This window comes from Streptococcus sp. V869, assembly GCF_054353515.1.
The window spans coordinates 503,506-521,827 of the sequence record NZ_JBTHHW010000001.1; the positions used below are offsets into that span (position 1 = coordinate 503,506).

Here is an 18,322-nt window from a genome sequence, read left to right on the forward strand (position 1 = left end):
ATCCTGTTATTTTGGATATAAATTCTTTTCCTTACTAATTCTATTACTCGCCAATATTGTATAAATTAAATAAGCAATAAAAATGATAATAAAAATAACATTAATCTTTAACACAAAATAGAGATTTAACAAATTTGCGAACGCATGAAATAATATACAGTATCCCACAGATTTCGTTTGACGGTAAAGAAGCCCTAAAACAAAACTTAAAAATAATGTATATATAAAAAATAAAATGAAAGGAAATCCTTGATGACTTTCTCCAACTATAAACCATAAAGGCAGATGCCATATTCCCCAAATTGATCCTACAATCAAATTAGATTGCCAATAAGTATATTTTATATCAAGTAAGGGCTGTAATATTCCTCTCCATCCTAATTCTTCATGTCCACCACCAAAAAAATTAGTTGTATAAAAAATAATAGCATCAGATAAATGGATACTCCATTTAATTCTAAGGAAGATACAGAAAATAGTATCAAAATTGCTAACAAATGAATAATGAAATAAATACTACTATTTCCTTTCTTACTAAATACAAAATGTTTAAATTTTATATTATTCCTTTTCAAATAAAAGCCACTTGCAATAGCTGGTCCAAGTGCACCTACTATATGTAATATTCTTCCTATAATTGTTTCTAATCCCAAAATATGAGATTGAGTAAAGATGGCAAGAATCCCCCAAGATATATAAGTAATTCCAAATGTACAATAAAGATAATTTTTTAAATTCTTTTTGTCAATTTCTGTCATTTTATTGCCCTTATTTTGATTATTTTATATGTAATATTTGTTACTGCTTCTTAGTTGCTGTCGATTATAACTACCTATATTCTATCACAAAAACACAAAAAAAGCCTTACAATCAAGGCTTTTCATTATTGATTCATACCAAGCTTTCTAGGCTTTTACGAGCAAAGCTACACACTCGGCGGTTCCCTATAACCGTATCGTTTCGTCGTAAACTCCTTACTCTACGACAGCTATCCCATGGGTAGAATATCTGCTTCTACTTCGCTGATGTCTCAGCTCGTACAAGCAGTGACACTGCCTCAACATGATGCGTCTGCGGAAAAAGATCCACCGGCTGGACTTTCTTCAATTCATAGCCCAACTCTTGGTAGAGTTTGATATCACGCGCCATGGTGGCAACATTACAGGAGATATAGGCGATACGGTCAGCTCCTGTTTGGGCGCTTGCTTTGATAAAGCTTTCGGTCAAGCCCTTGCGTGGAGGGTCAACTAGGATGGCAGTTGGTTGGATGCCTTCTTTGAGCCAATTCTTCATGGCATTTTCAGCTGTGTCACAGACATAGTGGGCATTGGTGATACCGTTCAACTCTGCGTTCTTCTGGCTATTTTCAACTGCTTCGGGGATAACTTCGACACCATAAACTTCCTTAACATGCTTAGCGACAGATAAGCCAATAGTTCCGATTCCTGAGTAGGCATCGATCACCACATCGTCTTCTCTTAACTCCGCAAAATCAATGGCTCTCTGATAAAGCTTCTCTGCCATTTCTGTATTGACCTGGTAAAAGGCGGGACCTGAGATTTGGAAATCATTGCCCAACATTTGATCGGTAATGTAGTCTTGACCATAAAGTATACACCATTCTTTCCCGAAAATCGCATTGGTATTCTGGTCATTGATATTCTGCATAACAGACACAATTTCTGGAAATTGCTTAATCAATTGTTCAATCAACTGTTCCACACGGAAAATTTTAGGACGAGTTGTCACCAAAATAACCATGATTTGACCTGAATGATAGCCACGACGCACAACAAGGTTACGAATCAAGCCAGACTGTTCCTTCTCATCATAAGGCTTCAAGTCATATCGACGGAGTAAATCACGTAATGCAAGAATAACCTGGTCAATGACTGGTTCCTGAATGTAAAAATCTTCCAACGGCATAAGGTCGTGAGAATTCTTACGGAAGAAACCAGTTTCTAGAACACCATTTACTCTACGTACAGGAACCTGAGCCTTGTTACGATACTTGATAGGATTTTCCATACCAAGAGTATCAGCAACCTCTACATCCCTGATACCAGCAATCTTATAAAGACTATCTTTTACTTGTTTAGTTTTAAACTTAAGTTGCTCTGGATAAGCAAGATGACCCAAGTCAGCAATCCCTGAACGCAAGTAAGCCAAATCTAAATCTTGGTTACGATGAGGTGACTGAACGAGATACTCCTCGACCTTACCAAAACCAATCTTTTTATTAACTTTAAGGACACGCATAAGGATTCTTTCAGTCGGTAGAGCATTCTCTACAAAAAAGACCAAGCCATCTACCTTGGCAACGCCAGCTCCCTCATGGGTCAAATCGACAATCTCAACTTCTACAATATCATTTTTCTTTAACATATGTTTCACTTTCTATAAGCCGACAAAAAAGACGGCAACAATCCTGTTACCATCTATTATACCATGAATTGACCTAAGCACCAAAACTCTTGAAGAAATCAAGAATGGCTTGCCAAATAGAGCTAAGGATATTGCCACCGTCTTGAATAGCTTTATTGGCATCAAAGTTAAGATCGATATTGCTGAAACTGTCACCTGCTTGAGCAACTATACTTTGTTTCAGATCTTTTAGCGTCTTAGTAAAGTCTTCGTTATTAAGAATATCGCTCTTAGAAAGATTGAAGGCAAAGTTAATGATGACATTGACCTGATTGCCTGTAACAACTTGATCCAGTTTGTAGTTTTTTAAAGTATCTTCGACAATTTTACGAACATCATCTTCTGTAAGTTCACCTTTGGACTCTTTAGCCTTAGCGACTGCAGCCTTGATATCAGCAAGTGCAACGTTCAGTTTATTGGCATCGAATCCTGATTTGTCCTTGTTTTCATCGTTAATGTCTGACAAGGCCTTGAGCTCTTCCTGAGCCAAGTCTTTATTTTCTTGAGGTAATTTTACACCATTAGACTCAAGGGAATAGTAAATCCCTGCTAAAGCACTTTCCCCTGTTACAGGAATTGGTGCCGCAACGGTGATACGCGCGTGCTCGACACCTAAGGTAACAGCCGCATTACGGTACATGTCTTGGGTTACTTTTGTGATATTTTCAGGTGTTTCAATCTTGACTTCAAGTGGAGATTTATCTCCTAATTTTTGAATTTTCGCTGATGAATAAAGTTGAAGACTAGAGTCGTTGGCGACATTCATAATTTTTGAGTAGACATCTGGTGTCATGGTTTTCAAGTCTTTAGTATCTTTAGAGGCATCATAGCCTAGTTTTTTAAGTGTTTGATTTTTTTGATCTTCTGTTAGTGAAGAACCCAAGACATACTCAGGTTGAACATAAGTTTCATCAATTACTTTTTGAACATCAGTAGCTGCTTGAACGTTTTGCAATGTTGCAACCGCCAAAAGAACTGCAGCACTCGTCAGAAAGAATTTCTTTCGCATGAGACGTTCCTCCTTTTCCATTCTAGCATATTAAAGTATCCTTAAAGAAAACTTATAAAAGCACCTAGAATTTCTAGATGCTTAAAATAGATTAAAAATTTTCATGATATAGAGATTTACTTGAACCTGTCTAGAGTAATAATAGTTTCCCCCATCGACATAAAGTTCTCCACCTTGAAAAATAGAAATGGGATTGATGTAGCGATAGGTTTTACCTGTTGTATTTCCTAATATAGGTGCAACTGTATCTCTGGAGTATTGCTTAGCTAGTACAAGAGTATTCTTTTTCCCATTCTGGGCGATAAAATCGATATAAGCAGGTCCAAAGTTATAAGCTTGAATGGCTGTCCAGACATCCACTCCTTTTTCTTGAGCTAGATAGAGATTTTCTGTCAAGGTTTGAACCCCTTGCCGAATACTACTTGCATTATCGTTTATGGTATCAGTAGAGCCACTAGCAGATTCACTTGACTGCATCACGTCTCCTTCTTTACCCTTAGTTTCTGTATAAATCATGGCGAGCACAAGCTCTTCGTTTGCTGGGGTATCTCTTTCATTCAAGATTTCACGAACCATGGGTTGGTAGGTCATGACTTGTTTGACATCCTGACGAATCAGATAAGCTTTATATCCAGCGAAAAGGAAGACTGCTAGTACCAGCATTCTTCGTATAAATTTAAACATTATTTATTTTGTATATCCTCGATGTTTTTGATTAAGATAGAATAGGTTCCATTATCGTTTTGAATGAACTCAACTGATTCCGCATCTTGATAGACATTGTTTGGTACGATGAGTTCAATTCCGTTTGACAAGGAAAGTTTCTGATTCTCAAATCTCTTTAACTGACGACTGGCATCAATCTCATCAAACTGTACTGGCTCTGGTACTGCTTCTTTAACCTGGTCAATGAAGCTAAGTCGAGCAGTAAGATTATTGTCAAAAAGATCATTGGCTAATTTCTCTGGAGAGAGCTCATTATTCTCTTCGATATTATTGAAAATCGCTGATTTAACTTTAGATTGAAATTGAAAATCATCTGTGTTAAAGGTTTCGGCAATCTTTTGAGCCGTTTTTTCTAGTTCCTTAATGGATTTCTTAGGTGAAATCTTTGGTTGTGCTTGGATAAGATTCTCAGAAAAATAGTTTAAAAAGGCTCCATTATACTTGATGCGTTTTTCAATCAAGTGATACTTGCGACTTTGAAGATTAACAACCAGGGCTTCATCTGCTCCTGTTCCAAACCCAGGTAAGTTATTTTGAGTTAGTTTGATTGGATTGTCAACCTCGCCTCCCAAGTGTGTCAAGGTTTCAAGCAATGCAATTCGAAGAAAGGCAAAGTGGTCTACCCCCTCTTTTGAAAACTGGACAAAAACCAAGTCATTAGTCTTTTGGTTTTCAGATACAGAGAATTCCTCTTTCCAGAGATTAGCAATTGTAACAGATGTTTCCATTAAATCTTCTGTGATGTGATTGAAAAAAGGATTATCCTCTTCAAAAATACCAGTTTTGGCATCATCCGAATACACACGCTCCACTTTTTTACGCAAGTATTCCTCGATTTTAGGAGTGATATTGAGAAACTTATCCGCTAGGAGCAACTCTGTGTCATCAGGGCTGAACTGATGGATGATGGCTTTCTTAATATAAATATCCATAAAATATTAGTCCTCGTATAATGGGAAGGCATCTGTCAAGGATTTTACTGCACTTCTCACTTCTTCTAAGACAGCTTCGTTTTTTGCATTCTTAAGGGCTTTAATGATAAGTTCAGCAACTTGATGGCTTTCTTTTTCACCAAAACCACGAGCAGTAATTGCTGCCGCTCCGATACGAATACCACTAGTCTTAAATGGTGACAAGGTTTCATAAGGGATAGAGTTCTTATTTAGGGTAATATTAACTTCATCCAGCAAATTTTGAGCTACTTTTCCACTTTCTACAACCTTAGTGACATCCACTAGGAAGAGGTGGTTTTCAGTGCCACCAGAGATAATACGGAAATCAGGATCTTTCAGGAATACTTCAGCCATAGCCTTACTGTTCTTGATGACATTAGCAGCATATTCCTTGAAGGCTGGATCCAAGACTTCTTTGAAGGCAACAGCCTTAGCAGCAACAACATGCTCTAAAGGACCACCTTGGATACCCGGGAAAATAGCTGAATTAATTTTCTTAGCAAGCTCTTCGTCGTTAGTCAAAATCAAACCACCACGCGGACCACGAAGGGTTTTGTGGGTCGTTGTTGTAGTGATATGGGCGTATGGTACTGGACTTGAATGAAGACCAGCAGCAACCAAACCAGCAATGTGAGCCATATCTACCATAAGCTTAGCACCGACTGCATCTGCGATTTCACGGAATTTAGAAAAATCAATAATGTGAGAATAGGCTGAAGCACCAGCAACAATTAGTTTTGGTTTTACTTCTTGGGCTTGTTTCAAGATGACATCAAAGTCCAAGAGTTCTGTTTCAGGATCAACGCTGTATGAAACAAAGTTGTAGGTTTGACCTGAGAAGCTTACAGGAGCCCCGTGAGTCAGATGACCACCTGCAGCCAAATCCATTCCCATAACTGTATCACCTGGCTCAATCAAAGCCATGTATGCTGCACAGTTGGCTTGACTTCCTGAGTGGGGTTGTACATTAGCAAACTTTGCTCCAAAAATCTCCTTCGCACGTTCGATAGCTAGAGTTTCGATAATATCTACTACATCAGTTCCACCGTAATAACGACGTCCTGGATAACCTTCGGCGTATTTATTAGTCAAGATAGACCCTTGAGCAGCCATAACAGCTTTAGAAACTACGTTCTCTGAAGCAATTAATTCAATATTATTTTGTTGGCGTTCCTCTTCTTTGGCAATGGCATTCCAAAGATCCGCGTCATAGGCTTTAAAATCATCTTTGTCAAAAATCATAGGTCTTCTCCTTTTATTAATTTAATGAATCGTTTCTGCATTTTATCGCAGGTATAACCAACTCTTTCATAAAATGCATGCGCACCTGTACGATGGTCTGCAGAATTTAAGCGAATAAAGTTATAGCCACGTTTTTCTGCTTCCTGTTCTAATCCTTCAAGCAATGTTTTACCGATTCCTTTACCTTGTGTTTGAGGTAAAACAGCTAAAGCCAGGATATTAAAACCTGGTTTTGAATAAAGGGATTCATAAACCTCAGCATGAACATAACCAAGTAAGTCATGGCTGGTTGAATCTTCAAAACCTAATAGGAAGTGATGGGGGTCTTGAGACAACTTAGCTAGTTGACCAGCCGTTTCCTCTGGACTAAAAGCATAACCTAGCGCTTCTTTGTTAATGACACAAATCGCTTTAACATCTACTGTTTTTATATCACGTAGCATATCATACCTCCTCAAAAGGGATTCCTGGTATCATTGCGAGAATATCTTGTCGGGTGATGGATCCTTGGCGTAGAATCTTCACCTTGTCGCCAGATAAGTCTAAAATAGTCGAATCTTGACCTGTTAAAAAAGCATCATCTTCGAATCCCAGAACCTCTTGCCCAAAGTCTTTTAAAATTTCTTTAAAGCTAACTCCACTTGATTGGCCTGAGAGATTGGCAGAAGGTCCGATTAGGGGGCCAAACTCACGAATCAACTCCAGAGTTACAGGATGACTCGGCATCCGAAATCCCACTGTCATCAATCCTGAATTAACCCAGTCAGGAACCTTGTCATTAGCTTCTAGGATAATGGTCAATGGGCCTGGCAAAAAACTTTCAACAAGTTTTTGTAAATAAGGTGGCTGATTCTTAGAAAAGTTCAAGATATCGTCTAGACTTGCGACATTGAGATTGAGTGCCTTGTCTCTTGGACGACCTTTAAGCTGGTAGACATGATCAACAGCTTTTTTATCTAGCGCTTTTGCAAAGAGGCCATAAACTGTTTCAGTCGGCAAAACTACTGCTCCACCCTTTTCCAACTCTTGCTTAATTTTCTCCATCATCAATGACAACCATCCTATCTTGGCCAAATTGGTCTTTGAGCGTTCGAACTCGTTTCTCAGGAAGATTTTCCATAAAGAGAGCGGGTACACTTTGACCTTGTTTGTAGCCAATTTCAAGATAAATCTTACCACCGTCATTTAGATAGTCCTTTGATTCTTCTGCGATTCTGCGATAGATCGCTAGACCTTCCTCGTCTGCAAAAAGGGCTAAATGTGGCTCTGAATGCAGAACATTCAAACCAACTTCTTCCTCATCTGCTCGAGAAATGTATGGTGGATTGGATACAATTATATCATATTTTGAAGAAATTTCGGAGAAACAGTCAGATTTGATAAATGTGATTTCTAAATCTAAACTCCTTGCATTCTCCGTTGCTAGGTCTAATGCATCTTGTGAAATATCAGCAGCTGTGACTGACCAATCTGCTCTATTTTTAGCTAAAGAAAGGGCAATTACACCACTTCCTGTACCAATATCCAAGACCTTGAGATTTCCATTAGGATTTTCAGCTAGGATAAGCTCCACCAACTCTTCTGTTTCAGGTCGAGGAATCAAAACCCGCTCATCTACTTTTAACTGCATCCCAAAGAATTCAGCATGACCTATAATGTACTGGGCAGGTATATGATTTGCCAGTTTTGTGTAAATTTCTTCTACGAAGTGTTTATCTTCCTCAGTTACCTCTTGCTGGAGAGCAAAGACAAAGTTTGTAAAAGAGAGATTTTTTAAGCTACGATAGACAAAAGAGAGGCTTTCTGCTTCCTCTCCTTGTGCTATTAACTTTTCCTCAAAATCTTTAAATATTTGAGCTAATTTCATTATTTGTTTAATTCTTCCAATTTTTGTGTTTGGTCGTAAAGAACCAAGGCATCTACAACTTCATCTAATTTACCAGCTAGAATTGTGTCAAGTTTTTGTAACGTCAAGCCAATACGGTGGTCTGTCACACGGTTCTGTGGGAAGTTATATGTACGAATACGCTCTGAACGGTCACCAGTACCGATAGTAGACTTACGTTCAGCATCTTGCTCATCTTGGGCAATCTGAGCAAAGTGGTCTGCCACACGTGCACGAATGATCTTCATGGCCTTCTCACGATTCTTCTGCTGGGTACGTTCTTCCTGCATCTCAACCTTGATATTAGTTGGTAAGTGAACGATACGAACGGCTGTCGCAACCTTGTTGACGTTCTGTCCACCAGCACCAGATGCGTGGTAAATATCTACACGAAGGTCTTTTGGATCAATATCATATTCTACCTCTTCCACTTCAGGCATGACAAGGACAGTCGCTGTTGAAGTGTGTACACGACCTTGGCTTTCTGTCACAGGGACACGTTGAACACGGTGGGCACCTGATTCGTACTTAAGTTTAGAGTAAACAGACTGACCTGATACCATGGCAACCACTTCTTTAAAACCACCAACACCATTCATAGAAGCTTCCATGACTTCAAAGCGCCAACCTTGGGCTTCAGCATACTTTTGGTACATAGTTAGAAGATCTCCAGCGAAGAGAGCTGCTTCATCTCCACCAGCTGCACCACGGATTTCTAGGATAATGTTCTTATCATCGTTTGGATCTTTAGGAAGGAGCAAGATTTTCAGTTTTTCTTCGTACTCTTCTTTTTCAGCCTTTGCGTCTTTTAATTCTTGCTTGGCCATTTCTTCCAAATCCGCATCTCCACCTGATTCCTTAATCATTTCCTCAGCGTCGACAATGTTTTGAAGAACTTGTTTGTATTCACGGTAGGTTGTAACGGTATCACGAGTAGAAGCTTCTTCTTTTGAAAGCTCCATAAAACGTTTGGTATCAGAGACCACATCAGGGTCACTCAGCAATTCTCCCAATTCTTCATAACGGTCTTCTACTGCTTGTAGTTGATCATAGATATTCATTCTTTCTTATTCTCCTTATTGATTTCAGGGGCAAAATAATGTTTACGGCAAACTGAGATATAGGTTTCATTTCCACCAATCTGGATTTGTTCACCATCATAAACAGGCAGTCCGTCCTGCGTACGCAAGACCATAGTCGCTTTTTTCTTACAATACTGACAGATGGTCTTGATTTCATCAATCTTATCTGCTAAGAGCAAGAGGTGTTTAGAACCTTCAAACAGCTCATTACGAAAGTCATTTTTTAAACCAAATGCCATAACAGGTATGTCTAACTCATCAACAACACGAGCTAGGTCGTAAACATGGTGACGTTTTAAAAACTGGGCTTCATCGACAAGTACACAGTAAGGTTTTTCAGGTAAATCTCGTATAAATCCAAAGATATCTGTTGTTTCGTCAATAGTAATTGCTGGTCTTTTCATCCCAATGCGACTTGAAACATAGCCAACACCGTCACGCGTATCCAGAGCTGAAGTCATAATCACAACTCCTTTTCCTTGCTCCTCGTAGTTATAGGCTACCTTGAGAATCTCGATGGTTTTTCCAGAGTTCATGGTCCCATAACGATAATACAACTGTGCCATGCTTCTATTTCACGTCCATTTCTAAATTTTTGCTATATTCTAGTATACCATAATTTCTCAAAGCTTTAAATGACAAAATGTGGTAAAATAGAAGAAATCAAATAACTAGTGGAGGACGCAATTATGCCATTTGTACGCATTGATTTATTTGAAGGACGCACTCTAGAGCAAAAGAAAGCCCTAGCTAAGGAAGTAACAGAAGCTGTTGTTCGTAACACAGGAGCACCTCAGTCAGCTGTTCACGTTATTATTAACGATATGCCTGAAGGAACTTATTTCCCACAAGGTGAAATGCGCACTAAGTAAGCTTAAGCAATTTGCTTAGGCTTTTCTTTATAAGTGGCATTCGTTGAATAAAACACTATATTTTGTTACAATCTTAAGTGATATTTGTATATATATTGTAAAAAGGAAATGAAATGATTACACGTGAATTTGATACCATCGCAGCCATCTCGACTCCGCTTGGTGAAGGGGCTATTGGGATTGTTCGTTTAAGCGGAACGGATAGTTTTACGATCGCCCAGAAAATTTTTAAAGGCAAGGATTTGAGTAAGGTTGCTAGCCATACTCTAAACTACGGACACATCGTTGATCCTCAGACAGGAAAGGTTATGGACGAGGTCATGGTTGGTGCTATGAAATCTCCAAAGACCTTCACTCGTGAGGATATTATTGAAATTAATACCCACGGTGGAATCGCCGTAACTAATGAAATTCTACAACTGGCTATCCGTGAAGGGGCTCGGTTGGCTGAACCTGGTGAGTTTACTAAACGTGCCTTCCTCAACGGTCGCGTAGACTTGACTCAAGCTGAGGCCGTTATGGATATCATCCGCGCCAAGACAGACAAAGCCATGAATATTGCGGTCAAGCAGTTAGATGGCTCCCTTTCTGAGCTCATTAACAATACGCGCCAAGAGATTCTCAATACTCTGGCACAAGTTGAGGTTAATATCGACTATCCTGAGTATGACGATGTGGAAGAGGCTACTACTGCTGTAATCCGTGAAAAAACTTTAGAATTTGAACACCTCTTAACCAATCTCTTAAAAACGGCACGTCGTGGGAAGATTCTCCGAGAAGGAATTTCAACAGCCATCATTGGTCGTCCAAACGTTGGGAAATCCAGTCTTCTCAACAATCTCCTTCGTGAAGACAAGGCTATCGTAACCGATATTGCGGGTACTACGCGCGATGTCATCGAAGAATACGTCAACATTAACGGGGTTCCTCTAAAATTGATTGATACTGCAGGTATTCGTGAGACGGATGATATTGTTGAGCAAATCGGTGTTGAACGCTCGAAAAAAGCTCTTAAGGAAGCTGACTTGGTACTCCTTGTCTTAAATGCTAGCGAGCCTCTAACTACTCAAGATAGACAACTTCTTGAAATTAGTCAAGATACCAACCGTATTATTCTTCTTAACAAGACAGATTTACCAGAAGCTATTGAAACTACCGAACTTCCAGATGATGTCATCCGCATATCAGTCCTTAAAAATCAAAACATTGATAAGATTGAAGAACGGATTAACAACCTCTTCTTTGAAAATGCTGGCTTGGTCGAACAAGATGCTACGTATCTATCCAACGCTCGACATATTTCATTAATTGAAAAGGCAGTTGAAAGTCTGCAAGCAGTTAATGAAGGACTTGAACTGGGAATGCCAGTTGATTTGCTTCAAGTTGATTTGACCCGCACCTGGGAAATTCTTGGGGAAATCACCGGAGATGCTGCTCCAGACGAACTCATCACCCAGTTATTTAGTCAATTTTGTTTAGGTAAATAAAAAATTATAAAAAGGAGTTATGATGAAATACCCTACATTACTAGAGCGTTTTTTAACTTATGTTAAGGTTAACACACGTTCAGACGAAAATTCTACTACTACACCAAGCACTCAGAGTCAAGTTGACTTTGCGACTAATGTCCTCATCCCAGAGATGAAGCGTGTCGGTTTGCAAAATGTCTATTATTTGCCAAACGGTTTTGCTATCGGTACTCTACCAGCTAACGACCCTGGTTTGACTCGTAAGATTGGTTTTATCTCCCACATGGATACAGCTGATTTTAATGCTGAAGGCGTCAATCCTCAGGTTATTGAAAATTACGACGGTGGGGCTATCGAACTTGGCGCTTCTGGTTTCAAACTTGATCCAGCAGATTTCAAGAGCCTAGAGAAATATCCAGGCCAAACTTTGATTACTACTGATGGAACTACACTTCTCGGTGCTGACGACAAATCTGGTATCGCTGAAATCATGACAGCTATCGAATACTTGAACGCTCATCCTGAAATTAAGCACTGCGAAATCCGTGTTGGCTTCGGACCAGATGAAGAAATCGGCGTCGGCGCCAATAAATTTGACGCAGAGGACTTCAATGTTGACTTTGCTTATACAGTTGACGGTGGACCTCTTGGTGAACTTCAATACGAAACTTTCTCAGCTGCCGGTGCTGAACTTCACTTCCAAGGTCGTAATGTACACCCAGGAACTGCTAAGGGACAAATGGTTAACGCCCTTCAGTTGGCAATTGACTTCCATAACCAACTTCCAGCTGGTGACCGACCTGAATTGACTGATGGTTACCAAGGTTTCTACCATCTCATGGATGTCACTGGTACTGTCGAGGAAGCGCGTGCTAGCTATATCATTCGTGACTTTGAAAAAGAAAACTTCGAAGCACGCAAAGCCACTATGCAAGCTATTGCTGATAAGATGAACCAAGAACTTGGCAGTGATCGTGTAACCCTGACTTTGACAGACCAATACTACAATATGAAAGAAGTCATAGAAAAAGATATGACGCCAGTAACAATCGCTAAATCAGTGATGGAAAGTCTTGATATTACACCAATTATCGAGCCTATTCGTGGTGGAACTGACGGTTCTAAGATTTCCTTCATGGGAATTCCTACTCCAAATATCTTCGCTGGTGGCGAGAATATGCACGGACGTTTTGAATACGTCAGCCTCCAAACTATGGAGCGTGCAGTTGATACAATCATTGGAATTGTATCTTATAAAGACTAAAAAAAGAAGTAGCTTTGCTACTTCTTTTTTAGTTGACTTCTTTCTCTGTCGTTTCCGGAGAACTAGTCGTTGGATTGCTTGATTCAGTCTGTTTGTCGCTTACTTGTTTGCTAGTTGTTTCAGAACTTGCTTCACCCGGCTTAGCTTTAGATTGAAGTTCTTGGTTTAATGAGACAATTTCTTGCGCAAGTGCTAGAAGAGCTTGTTTGTCTTTGCTTGCAGCAGATAATTTATCAAACAAGGCGTCTACTTTTTCAAAGTCCGCATCAGAACCATTATTCATTTCCAAATAAGTATGAAGGGCAAGGACTCCATTATATAATTTTTGATAGAGAACCAAAACCTCTGGGTCTTGATTATCATTCTCACGTTCAGTCTGAATGGTTTGAGAAATTCGTTTTATAAGATCTTGGACTTGCGTGTTTAATTCATCAAGGTCTACGTCCTCTTTATCTAGAGCAGCTTTCAGATTTTTCACTTCGTCAGCGAGTGAAGCTTTTACGCCTTCTTCTTTGACTTGAGCAACTAATTCATCAGCTTTCGTTAAGAGTCCTTCTACTTGAGCTTTTCGAACATGATTGCTTTGTTCCTCAGGCTTAATATCATCATACAAACCTTTCAAAAACTCATAGACTGCAGTTTTTGCACTATGGCCATCCACTTTTTCTGTATCTAAGATTGTTTCAGAAGGCTTACTTGTTCCAGGTTCATTCTTCAGAGCTTCTTCAACTTCCAGTTTTGTTTGATAGATATCTGGGAATAGTTTGTTTAAGTCAGTCGCCTTAAGGAAGGATTGTGATTGATAAAGTGTCCAAGTTAAGTTAGCAACTTTATTTCTAAGAGTGTCATTTAAGTGATTATCAGATAAATGTTGATAGAAATACTTAATGTACTCAACTGTTGTAACTCCAGTTCGATCATTAAAGTCTTGAAGAGCTTCTAGTTTTGCTTCTACTGCATCTAAACCAGCCTCATCTTGAGCCAATTTGTTTTCCTGAAGCTGAGTCAAGAGATCCTTCTTAGGAAGTCCATATGCATCTGTATCCAAGGTATTAATCTTATCTACTAAAGCTTGATATTTCTTGTCTAAAGGACTGATTTCTGTTGGTTTTACGCTAGCATCAACATGGATATACTGCTTGTCAAATAGATCTAAAGCAGCTAGATAACCAGCTGTAGAGTTTGTTGAGAGCTTCTTCATATTTTCAGAGAATTGTCCCAAGGCAAGCTCAATCTGTCTTTGTTGAATTGGTTTATCCTTGTAAACTTCACGACTTTCTGCTAGAAGTTGATCAACCTTATTTTGGACAGTAACTTCATCAAAAGATCCTGGTTGGTAGTTGGATTGCAAGGCAGGAATCTTATGTTTCAAAGCAACTTCATAACCTTTAGTCTGAACTTTAATGTAATGGTTATGGTCGCCATGAGGGATAACAAAACTACCATTTTCAACCTGTAAGCTATAAGGAGAAACACCGTCACGAAGTGCAGTTGTATAAAGTTCGTTTAGAAAATCAAGCTCTGCATCACCTGTTTGAAGCGGAATTCGAACGTGTTCCTTTCGAACCGCATAAGGGTGAATGTGAGTTGGGTCATAAGCCTGGTCTGGATTTCCGAATACAAAGAATCCATTTGAAATTCGGATCGCTTCAAGCGGAACACCATAGGTTTTAGAGATATAAGCCATCTTTTCTTCATCGCTAGCATCTCGAGAGAAACTTTCAACAGTCTTGGCAAGAGGTTTTACAGGCTCTGCCTGATGGTGTCTATGCAAATGTTCTTGAGCAGCTTTAATCTGATCTTGCGTCAAATCTTTTTTAAAGAAATAGTGATTATGATCTCCATGAGAAACAACAAATCCTTTTTCATCTTCACTGATCACTCGATCAACTGCAAAGCCATGATCATGTTCTTCTTCATGATGGTTTCCATGGTTATCATGATGGTGTTCTTCTGGTTTACTACTGTGGTTATCTGGGCTAGTTTCTGAATGTTTATTGCCGTACAAGTGATCTTGGGCAGCCTTAATTTGATCAGGGGATAAATCTTTTTTAAAGAAGTAATGATTGTGATCACCATGACTCATGATAAAGCCAGCTGCATCTTCGCTGATGACTCTATCCGCATCAAAGCCGTGATCATGGTCTTCACCATGATGGTGGTCATGCTCATCTTCATCATGGTCCTCATGACTTGGACTTGGTGTCACTGGTGACTTAGCTTTCAAATGATCTTGTGCTGCCTTGATTTGCTCAGGTGTCAAATCTTTCTTAAAGAAGTAATGATTGTGATCTCCATGACTCATGACAAAACCTTCTGAATCTTCACTTATAATTCTATTTGCATCAAAACCATGATCGTGTTCCTCTTCTTCATGGTGAACATGTGGTAACGGATTATTTGGTGTAGAATTAGAAGGACTTTCTAAGCTTGGAGTGTTAGATTGTGCTTGATGATTGTTAAGAGATGATTTAGGGATATAGTGATAGTGGTCCCCATGTCGTACGATATAAGCATCGCCAGTATCTCTGACAATATCATTAGGGTTAAAGACATAACCATCATCTGCTGCAGAAACACCATTATTCGGTGTCAGTGACAAGGGTTGACTGAGAGCTGAACTATTGCCAGATAAATAAGCTTTTGCGGCAGCTAATTCACCCGCTGACAGATCACTCTTAGGAATGTAATGATAATGACCTCCGTGAGGAACGATAAATGCATCACCTGTATCCTCTATGATATCCGAAGGATTAAAGACATACCCATCGTCGGTTGTGTATCGACCTTGTGCTCTAGCAGAAAGAACTTCAGTGCTTACACTAGTTTGATCTGAAGTATGTTCTTGTTTTTGGCGCTCAATTTGCTCTTTGGTACGTATATTATTTGCATGACTAGCATCCTTCAAGTAGACATAGTATTTCCCATCCACCTTGATAATGTATCCACCCTTAATCTCATTAACAATATCTTCATCTTTCAACTGATAGTTTGGATCTTTCATGACTAACTCTTCGCTAAAAATGGCATCATATGGTACCTTACCATTGTAAAAATGAAAATGGTCGCCGTGGGAAGTTACATATCCTTGGTCCGTAATCTTCGTAACAATTTGCTCAGCTTCTATACCTTCCTTCTTGCTAACTTGGTCTGGTGTCAAAGATTCATTCTTCTTAGCTTCAGACTCTTTTCCATCAACGTAAGAAACACGGTTATTTTCTTTTTTCTCTGGGGCTTGATGTTGATTTAAAGCGTAAGCGCAGACACTTAAGGTAAGGACCACTGCAGATCCTGCTAAATATTTTTTATTAATTTTCATAAACTCCTCATTTCAATTCTTGTGCTAAGATAGCCATATTTTCTTCAAGATTCTCCAAGTAAGACTTGTCATTTTGTGGATCAGCCTCTAAAGGATTTAGAGTTTTAAGACTCACACCTGTTGATTTAACGAGCGTGTCCGCAACTTTAGAAGAAAGATTAGACTCTGTAAAAATAGTTTTAACTTTATAAGTCTTGACAAACTCTTGGATTTCAGTTAACTGTCTTGGGCTTGGTTCTTGATCAGGAGATATTCCTGCAATCCCAAGTTGATTTAGTCCAAATCGTTTAGCCAAATAAGAAAAGGCCGTGTGTTGAGTTACAAATGTTTTCTGACCCGATTTTTCAAAGATTGGCTGGTATTTCTTGGTTAAGTCATGAGCTTTTGCACTGAAGTTTTGCGCATTTTTCTGATAAGTTTCCTTGTTAGCACTGTCCTGTTCGGATAACTTGTCAGCAATAATCTGCGCTTCTTCTGCAACCTTTTCAGGATCAAGCCATGTATGAGGATCATACAAGGTTTTCTCGTCAACTCCTTTACCAGCTTCCATATCTTCCAAGCCAGGCACACGCTCCAAGGTCATACCATCAGACGCTTCTATGACTTTTACTTTAGAATTTTGTAGGCTAGAATCTAGACTTCCTGCCCATGACTCCAAGGTATGTGAATGATAAACAAAGACATCAGCATCATAAATAGCTGCAATATCATTTGCGGATGGTTCATAGGAATGAATACCGGAGCTAGACTGAATCATCCGAACATCATTTAAATCACCAGAAACCTCTTTAACCATGGCGTAGACTGGATAAAAACTGGTCACTATTTTCATTCCCTTAGCTTTCTTGCTTTCTTGATTGCCCTTTTGTCCGCAAGCTCCTAAAATCAGAACAAAAAGACCAATCATAAACCAAAGGACACTTCTTTGTTTCATCACAACTCCTTAACTAGTGTTTAACCATTTAATTAACTAGTAAACATTCTACTCCTTAAAATTTAAGATGTCAAGCTAAAACTTTGCTTTTTCCCAAAATTTTACCGATAGTAAAAATATCTCTAAGACTCTTAATCGACTACTTTTGCAAAACAAAAAGCTCGAACAATCATTCGAACTTTTTGATTCTTTTATTTTCTTGCAGCTTTTTCATCTTCTTCAAGTTGTTTGACCAGTTGTTCAACACTGTCAAATTTTACCATATCTCGGATACGAGTTAACCAATAGACGGTCACAGTCTCTCCATAAATATCCTCATCAAAATCAAAGATATTGACTTCAAAGCGCTCTTCTTCTCCATCAAAGGTAACATTCTTACCGACACTTGCCATCCCTCGATAGAGTTTTCTCTTGATTTCGATATCAACAGTATAGACACCATCTGCTGGCATATAAGTACGGTCTAAGAGGACAAGATTAGCAGTGGGATATCCAATTGTACGTCCACGGGCATTACCATGTACCACAATTCCTCTTGTCGGAAGAGGGCTTCCTAGTAATTGCCCAGCTTCTTTCACATCCCCTTCTAGGATGGCTTGACGAATACGAGTAGAGCTAATCTTTCCTTTTTCATCTTCTACAGGTGGTACTACAACTACTTCTCCGTCGAAGATTTCTTTTAAATCCTCTGCAGATTTTCGATCTGAACCTAAACTATAGTCAAATCCAACTACAATGGTATCAGTTTTAACTTCCTTGACAAAGCTATCTACGAACTCTTGCGCTGTCATATTAGCAATACGACTTGAGAAATCCATCAGATAGAGATTTTCAACTCCAGCTCGTTTAAATTTGCGTTCACGCTCGTCCGCATTTAGGATATGAAGCAAATTTTCTGGCGAATAGGCTTTTAAGGTTAATTTTGGTGATTCATGAAAAGTAATTAAGGCAACGCTTAATCTTTTCTTTGCAGCTATTTCACCAGCTATACTAAATAGTTTTTGATGCCCTAGGTGGATACCATCAAAATATCCTAATACTAGGACAGTCGGTCCTGGGGTTGCAATGTCTTTTTCAGTTTTAATAGGTATTGTTACAATCATAGTTATATTATACCAAAAAGAAGAAGGCATTCAAAACATT

Annotated in this window: 16 protein-coding genes and 1 pseudogene; 3 read left to right on the forward strand and 14 right to left on the reverse strand. The window is 39.0% G+C overall.

Features of this window, described 5'->3' with window-relative positions; translation table 11 throughout:
* Positions 1 to 6 precede the first annotated feature (6 nt).
* The 11 genes and pseudogenes from ACXYSN_RS02555 to ACXYSN_RS02605 all read right to left on the reverse strand — a co-directional run bounded on the left by ACXYSN_RS02555 (position 7) and on the right by ACXYSN_RS02605 (position 9,887).
* A pseudogene (locus ACXYSN_RS02555) lies at positions 7 to 758 on the reverse strand (lysostaphin resistance A-like protein).
* A gap of 256 nt (positions 759 to 1,014) precedes the next feature.
* Positions 1,015 to 2,385, reverse strand: coding sequence for a 23S rRNA (uracil(1939)-C(5))-methyltransferase RlmD (gene rlmD, locus ACXYSN_RS02560; RefSeq protein ID WP_458636048.1), 1,371 nt, complete (start codon positions 2,383 to 2,385; stop codon positions 1,015 to 1,017).
* Positions 2,386 to 2,458: 73 nt separating this feature from the next.
* A complete protein-coding gene (locus ACXYSN_RS02565) occupies positions 2,459 to 3,433 on the reverse strand; it encodes a DUF1002 domain-containing protein (protein ID WP_458636049.1) in 975 nt (324 codons plus the stop codon).
* Between the two features lie 81 nt (positions 3,434 to 3,514).
* Positions 3,515 to 4,117 carry a lysozyme family protein gene (locus ACXYSN_RS02570; protein ID WP_458636050.1) on the reverse strand — a complete coding sequence of 201 codons (603 nt, stop codon included), beginning with the start codon at positions 4,115 to 4,117 and terminating at the stop codon, positions 3,515 to 3,517.
* On the reverse strand, positions 4,117 to 5,091 hold the full coding sequence (locus tag ACXYSN_RS02575) for a nucleoid-associated protein (RefSeq protein ID WP_458636051.1): 975 nt from the start codon (positions 5,089 to 5,091) through the stop codon (positions 4,117 to 4,119). Before ACXYSN_RS02575 ends, ACXYSN_RS02570 begins: the two co-directional genes overlap by 1 nt.
* Before the next feature lie 6 nt (positions 5,092 to 5,097).
* Positions 5,098 to 6,354: a serine hydroxymethyltransferase gene (gene glyA / locus ACXYSN_RS02580; RefSeq protein WP_458636052.1), complete on the reverse strand. Its 1,257-nt coding sequence runs from the start codon at positions 6,352 to 6,354 to the stop codon at positions 5,098 to 5,100.
* On the reverse strand, positions 6,351 to 6,797 hold the full coding sequence (locus ACXYSN_RS02585; protein ID WP_458636053.1) for a GNAT family N-acetyltransferase: 447 nt from the start codon (positions 6,795 to 6,797) through the stop codon (positions 6,351 to 6,353). The genes glyA and ACXYSN_RS02585 overlap by 4 nt, the downstream gene beginning before the upstream one ends.
* Before the next feature lies 1 nt (position 6,798).
* Positions 6,799 to 7,401: an L-threonylcarbamoyladenylate synthase gene (locus tag ACXYSN_RS02590; RefSeq protein ID WP_458636054.1), complete on the reverse strand. Its 603-nt coding sequence runs from the start codon at positions 7,399 to 7,401 to the stop codon at positions 6,799 to 6,801.
* Positions 7,385 to 8,221, reverse strand: a complete 837-nt coding sequence (gene prmC / locus ACXYSN_RS02595; RefSeq protein WP_458636055.1) for a peptide chain release factor N(5)-glutamine methyltransferase — start codon at positions 8,219 to 8,221, stop codon at positions 7,385 to 7,387. The genes ACXYSN_RS02590 and prmC overlap by 17 nt, the downstream gene beginning before the upstream one ends.
* Positions 8,221 to 9,300 (reverse strand): peptide chain release factor 1, encoded by a 1,080-nt coding sequence (gene prfA, locus ACXYSN_RS02600; protein WP_006149747.1) that lies wholly within the window; start codon positions 9,298 to 9,300, stop codon positions 8,221 to 8,223. The genes prmC and prfA overlap by 1 nt, the downstream gene beginning before the upstream one ends.
* The gene (locus tag ACXYSN_RS02605) at positions 9,297 to 9,887 is read right to left on the reverse strand and encodes a thymidine kinase (RefSeq protein ID WP_006149748.1); all 591 of its coding nucleotides are present in this window, start codon (positions 9,885 to 9,887) and stop codon (positions 9,297 to 9,299) included. The genes prfA and ACXYSN_RS02605 overlap by 4 nt, the downstream gene beginning before the upstream one ends.
* 123 nt (positions 9,888 to 10,010) lie before the next feature.
* Between ACXYSN_RS02605 and ACXYSN_RS02610 the strand changes: the two genes are divergently transcribed.
* The 3 genes from ACXYSN_RS02610 (at position 10,011) to pepT (ending at position 12,926) form a co-directional block, all read left to right on the forward strand.
* The gene (locus tag ACXYSN_RS02610) at positions 10,011 to 10,193 is read left to right on the forward strand and encodes a 4-oxalocrotonate tautomerase (RefSeq protein ID WP_001117401.1); all 183 of its coding nucleotides are present in this window, start codon (positions 10,011 to 10,013) and stop codon (positions 10,191 to 10,193) included.
* Between the two features lie 113 nt (positions 10,194 to 10,306).
* On the forward strand, positions 10,307 to 11,680 hold the full coding sequence (gene mnmE / locus ACXYSN_RS02615; RefSeq protein WP_458636056.1) for a tRNA uridine-5-carboxymethylaminomethyl(34) synthesis GTPase MnmE: 1,374 nt from the start codon (positions 10,307 to 10,309) through the stop codon (positions 11,678 to 11,680).
* 22 nt (positions 11,681 to 11,702) lie between these two features.
* Positions 11,703 to 12,926: a peptidase T gene (gene pepT, locus ACXYSN_RS02620; RefSeq protein ID WP_458636057.1), complete on the forward strand. Its 1,224-nt coding sequence runs from the start codon at positions 11,703 to 11,705 to the stop codon at positions 12,924 to 12,926.
* 28 nt (positions 12,927 to 12,954) lie between these two features.
* Here the strand turns inward: pepT and ACXYSN_RS02625 are convergent, their stop codons facing one another.
* From ACXYSN_RS02625 to ACXYSN_RS02635, 3 genes are all read right to left on the reverse strand, one after another.
* Positions 12,955 to 16,245, reverse strand: coding sequence for a pneumococcal-type histidine triad protein (locus ACXYSN_RS02625; RefSeq protein ID WP_458636058.1), 3,291 nt, complete (start codon positions 16,243 to 16,245; stop codon positions 12,955 to 12,957).
* Positions 16,246 to 16,252: 7 nt separating this feature from the next.
* Positions 16,253 to 17,179: a metal ABC transporter solute-binding protein, Zn/Mn family gene (locus ACXYSN_RS02630; protein ID WP_458636059.1), complete on the reverse strand. Its 927-nt coding sequence runs from the start codon at positions 17,177 to 17,179 to the stop codon at positions 16,253 to 16,255.
* 191 nt (positions 17,180 to 17,370) lie between these two features.
* Complete coding sequence (locus ACXYSN_RS02635) at positions 17,371 to 18,282, reverse strand: bifunctional riboflavin kinase/FAD synthetase (protein ID WP_458636060.1); 912 nt, start codon at positions 18,280 to 18,282, stop codon at positions 17,371 to 17,373.
* Positions 18,283 to 18,322 lie beyond the last annotated feature (40 nt).

Bases quoted from the DNA above. Each gene is read 5' to 3' on its own strand.
- rlmD (WP_458636048.1), bottom strand. From the start codon at position 2,385: ATGTTAAAGAAAAATGATATTGTAGAAGTTGAGATTGTCGATTTGACC.
- ACXYSN_RS02565 (WP_458636049.1), bottom strand. From the start codon at position 3,433: ATGCGAAAGAAATTCTTTCTGACGAGTGCTGCAGTTCTTTTGGCGGTT.
- ACXYSN_RS02570 (WP_458636050.1), bottom strand. From the start codon at position 4,117: ATGTTTAAATTTATACGAAGAATGCTGGTACTAGCAGTCTTCCTTTTC.
- ACXYSN_RS02575 (WP_458636051.1), bottom strand. From the start codon at position 5,091: ATGGATATTTATATTAAGAAAGCCATCATCCATCAGTTCAGCCCTGAT.
- glyA (WP_458636052.1), bottom strand. From the start codon at position 6,354: ATGATTTTTGACAAAGATGATTTTAAAGCCTATGACGCGGATCTTTGG.
- ACXYSN_RS02585 (WP_458636053.1), bottom strand. From the start codon at position 6,797: ATGCTACGTGATATAAAAACAGTAGATGTTAAAGCGATTTGTGTCATT.
- ACXYSN_RS02590 (WP_458636054.1), bottom strand. From the start codon at position 7,401: ATGATGGAGAAAATTAAGCAAGAGTTGGAAAAGGGTGGAGCAGTAGTT.
- prmC (WP_458636055.1), bottom strand. From the start codon at position 8,221: ATGAAATTAGCTCAAATATTTAAAGATTTTGAGGAAAAGTTAATAGCA.
- prfA (WP_006149747.1), bottom strand. From the start codon at position 9,300: ATGAATATCTATGATCAACTACAAGCAGTAGAAGACCGTTATGAAGAA.
- ACXYSN_RS02605 (WP_006149748.1), bottom strand. From the start codon at position 9,887: ATGGCACAGTTGTATTATCGTTATGGGACCATGAACTCTGGAAAAACC.
- ACXYSN_RS02610 (WP_001117401.1), top strand. From the start codon at position 10,011: ATGCCATTTGTACGCATTGATTTATTTGAAGGACGCACTCTAGAGCAA.
- mnmE (WP_458636056.1), top strand. From the start codon at position 10,307: ATGATTACACGTGAATTTGATACCATCGCAGCCATCTCGACTCCGCTT.
- pepT (WP_458636057.1), top strand. From the start codon at position 11,703: ATGAAATACCCTACATTACTAGAGCGTTTTTTAACTTATGTTAAGGTT.
- ACXYSN_RS02625 (WP_458636058.1), bottom strand. From the start codon at position 16,245: ATGAAAATTAATAAAAAATATTTAGCAGGATCTGCAGTGGTCCTTACC.
- ACXYSN_RS02630 (WP_458636059.1), bottom strand. From the start codon at position 17,179: ATGAAACAAAGAAGTGTCCTTTGGTTTATGATTGGTCTTTTTGTTCTG.
- ACXYSN_RS02635 (WP_458636060.1), bottom strand. From the start codon at position 18,282: ATGATTGTAACAATACCTATTAAAACTGAAAAAGACATTGCAACCCCA.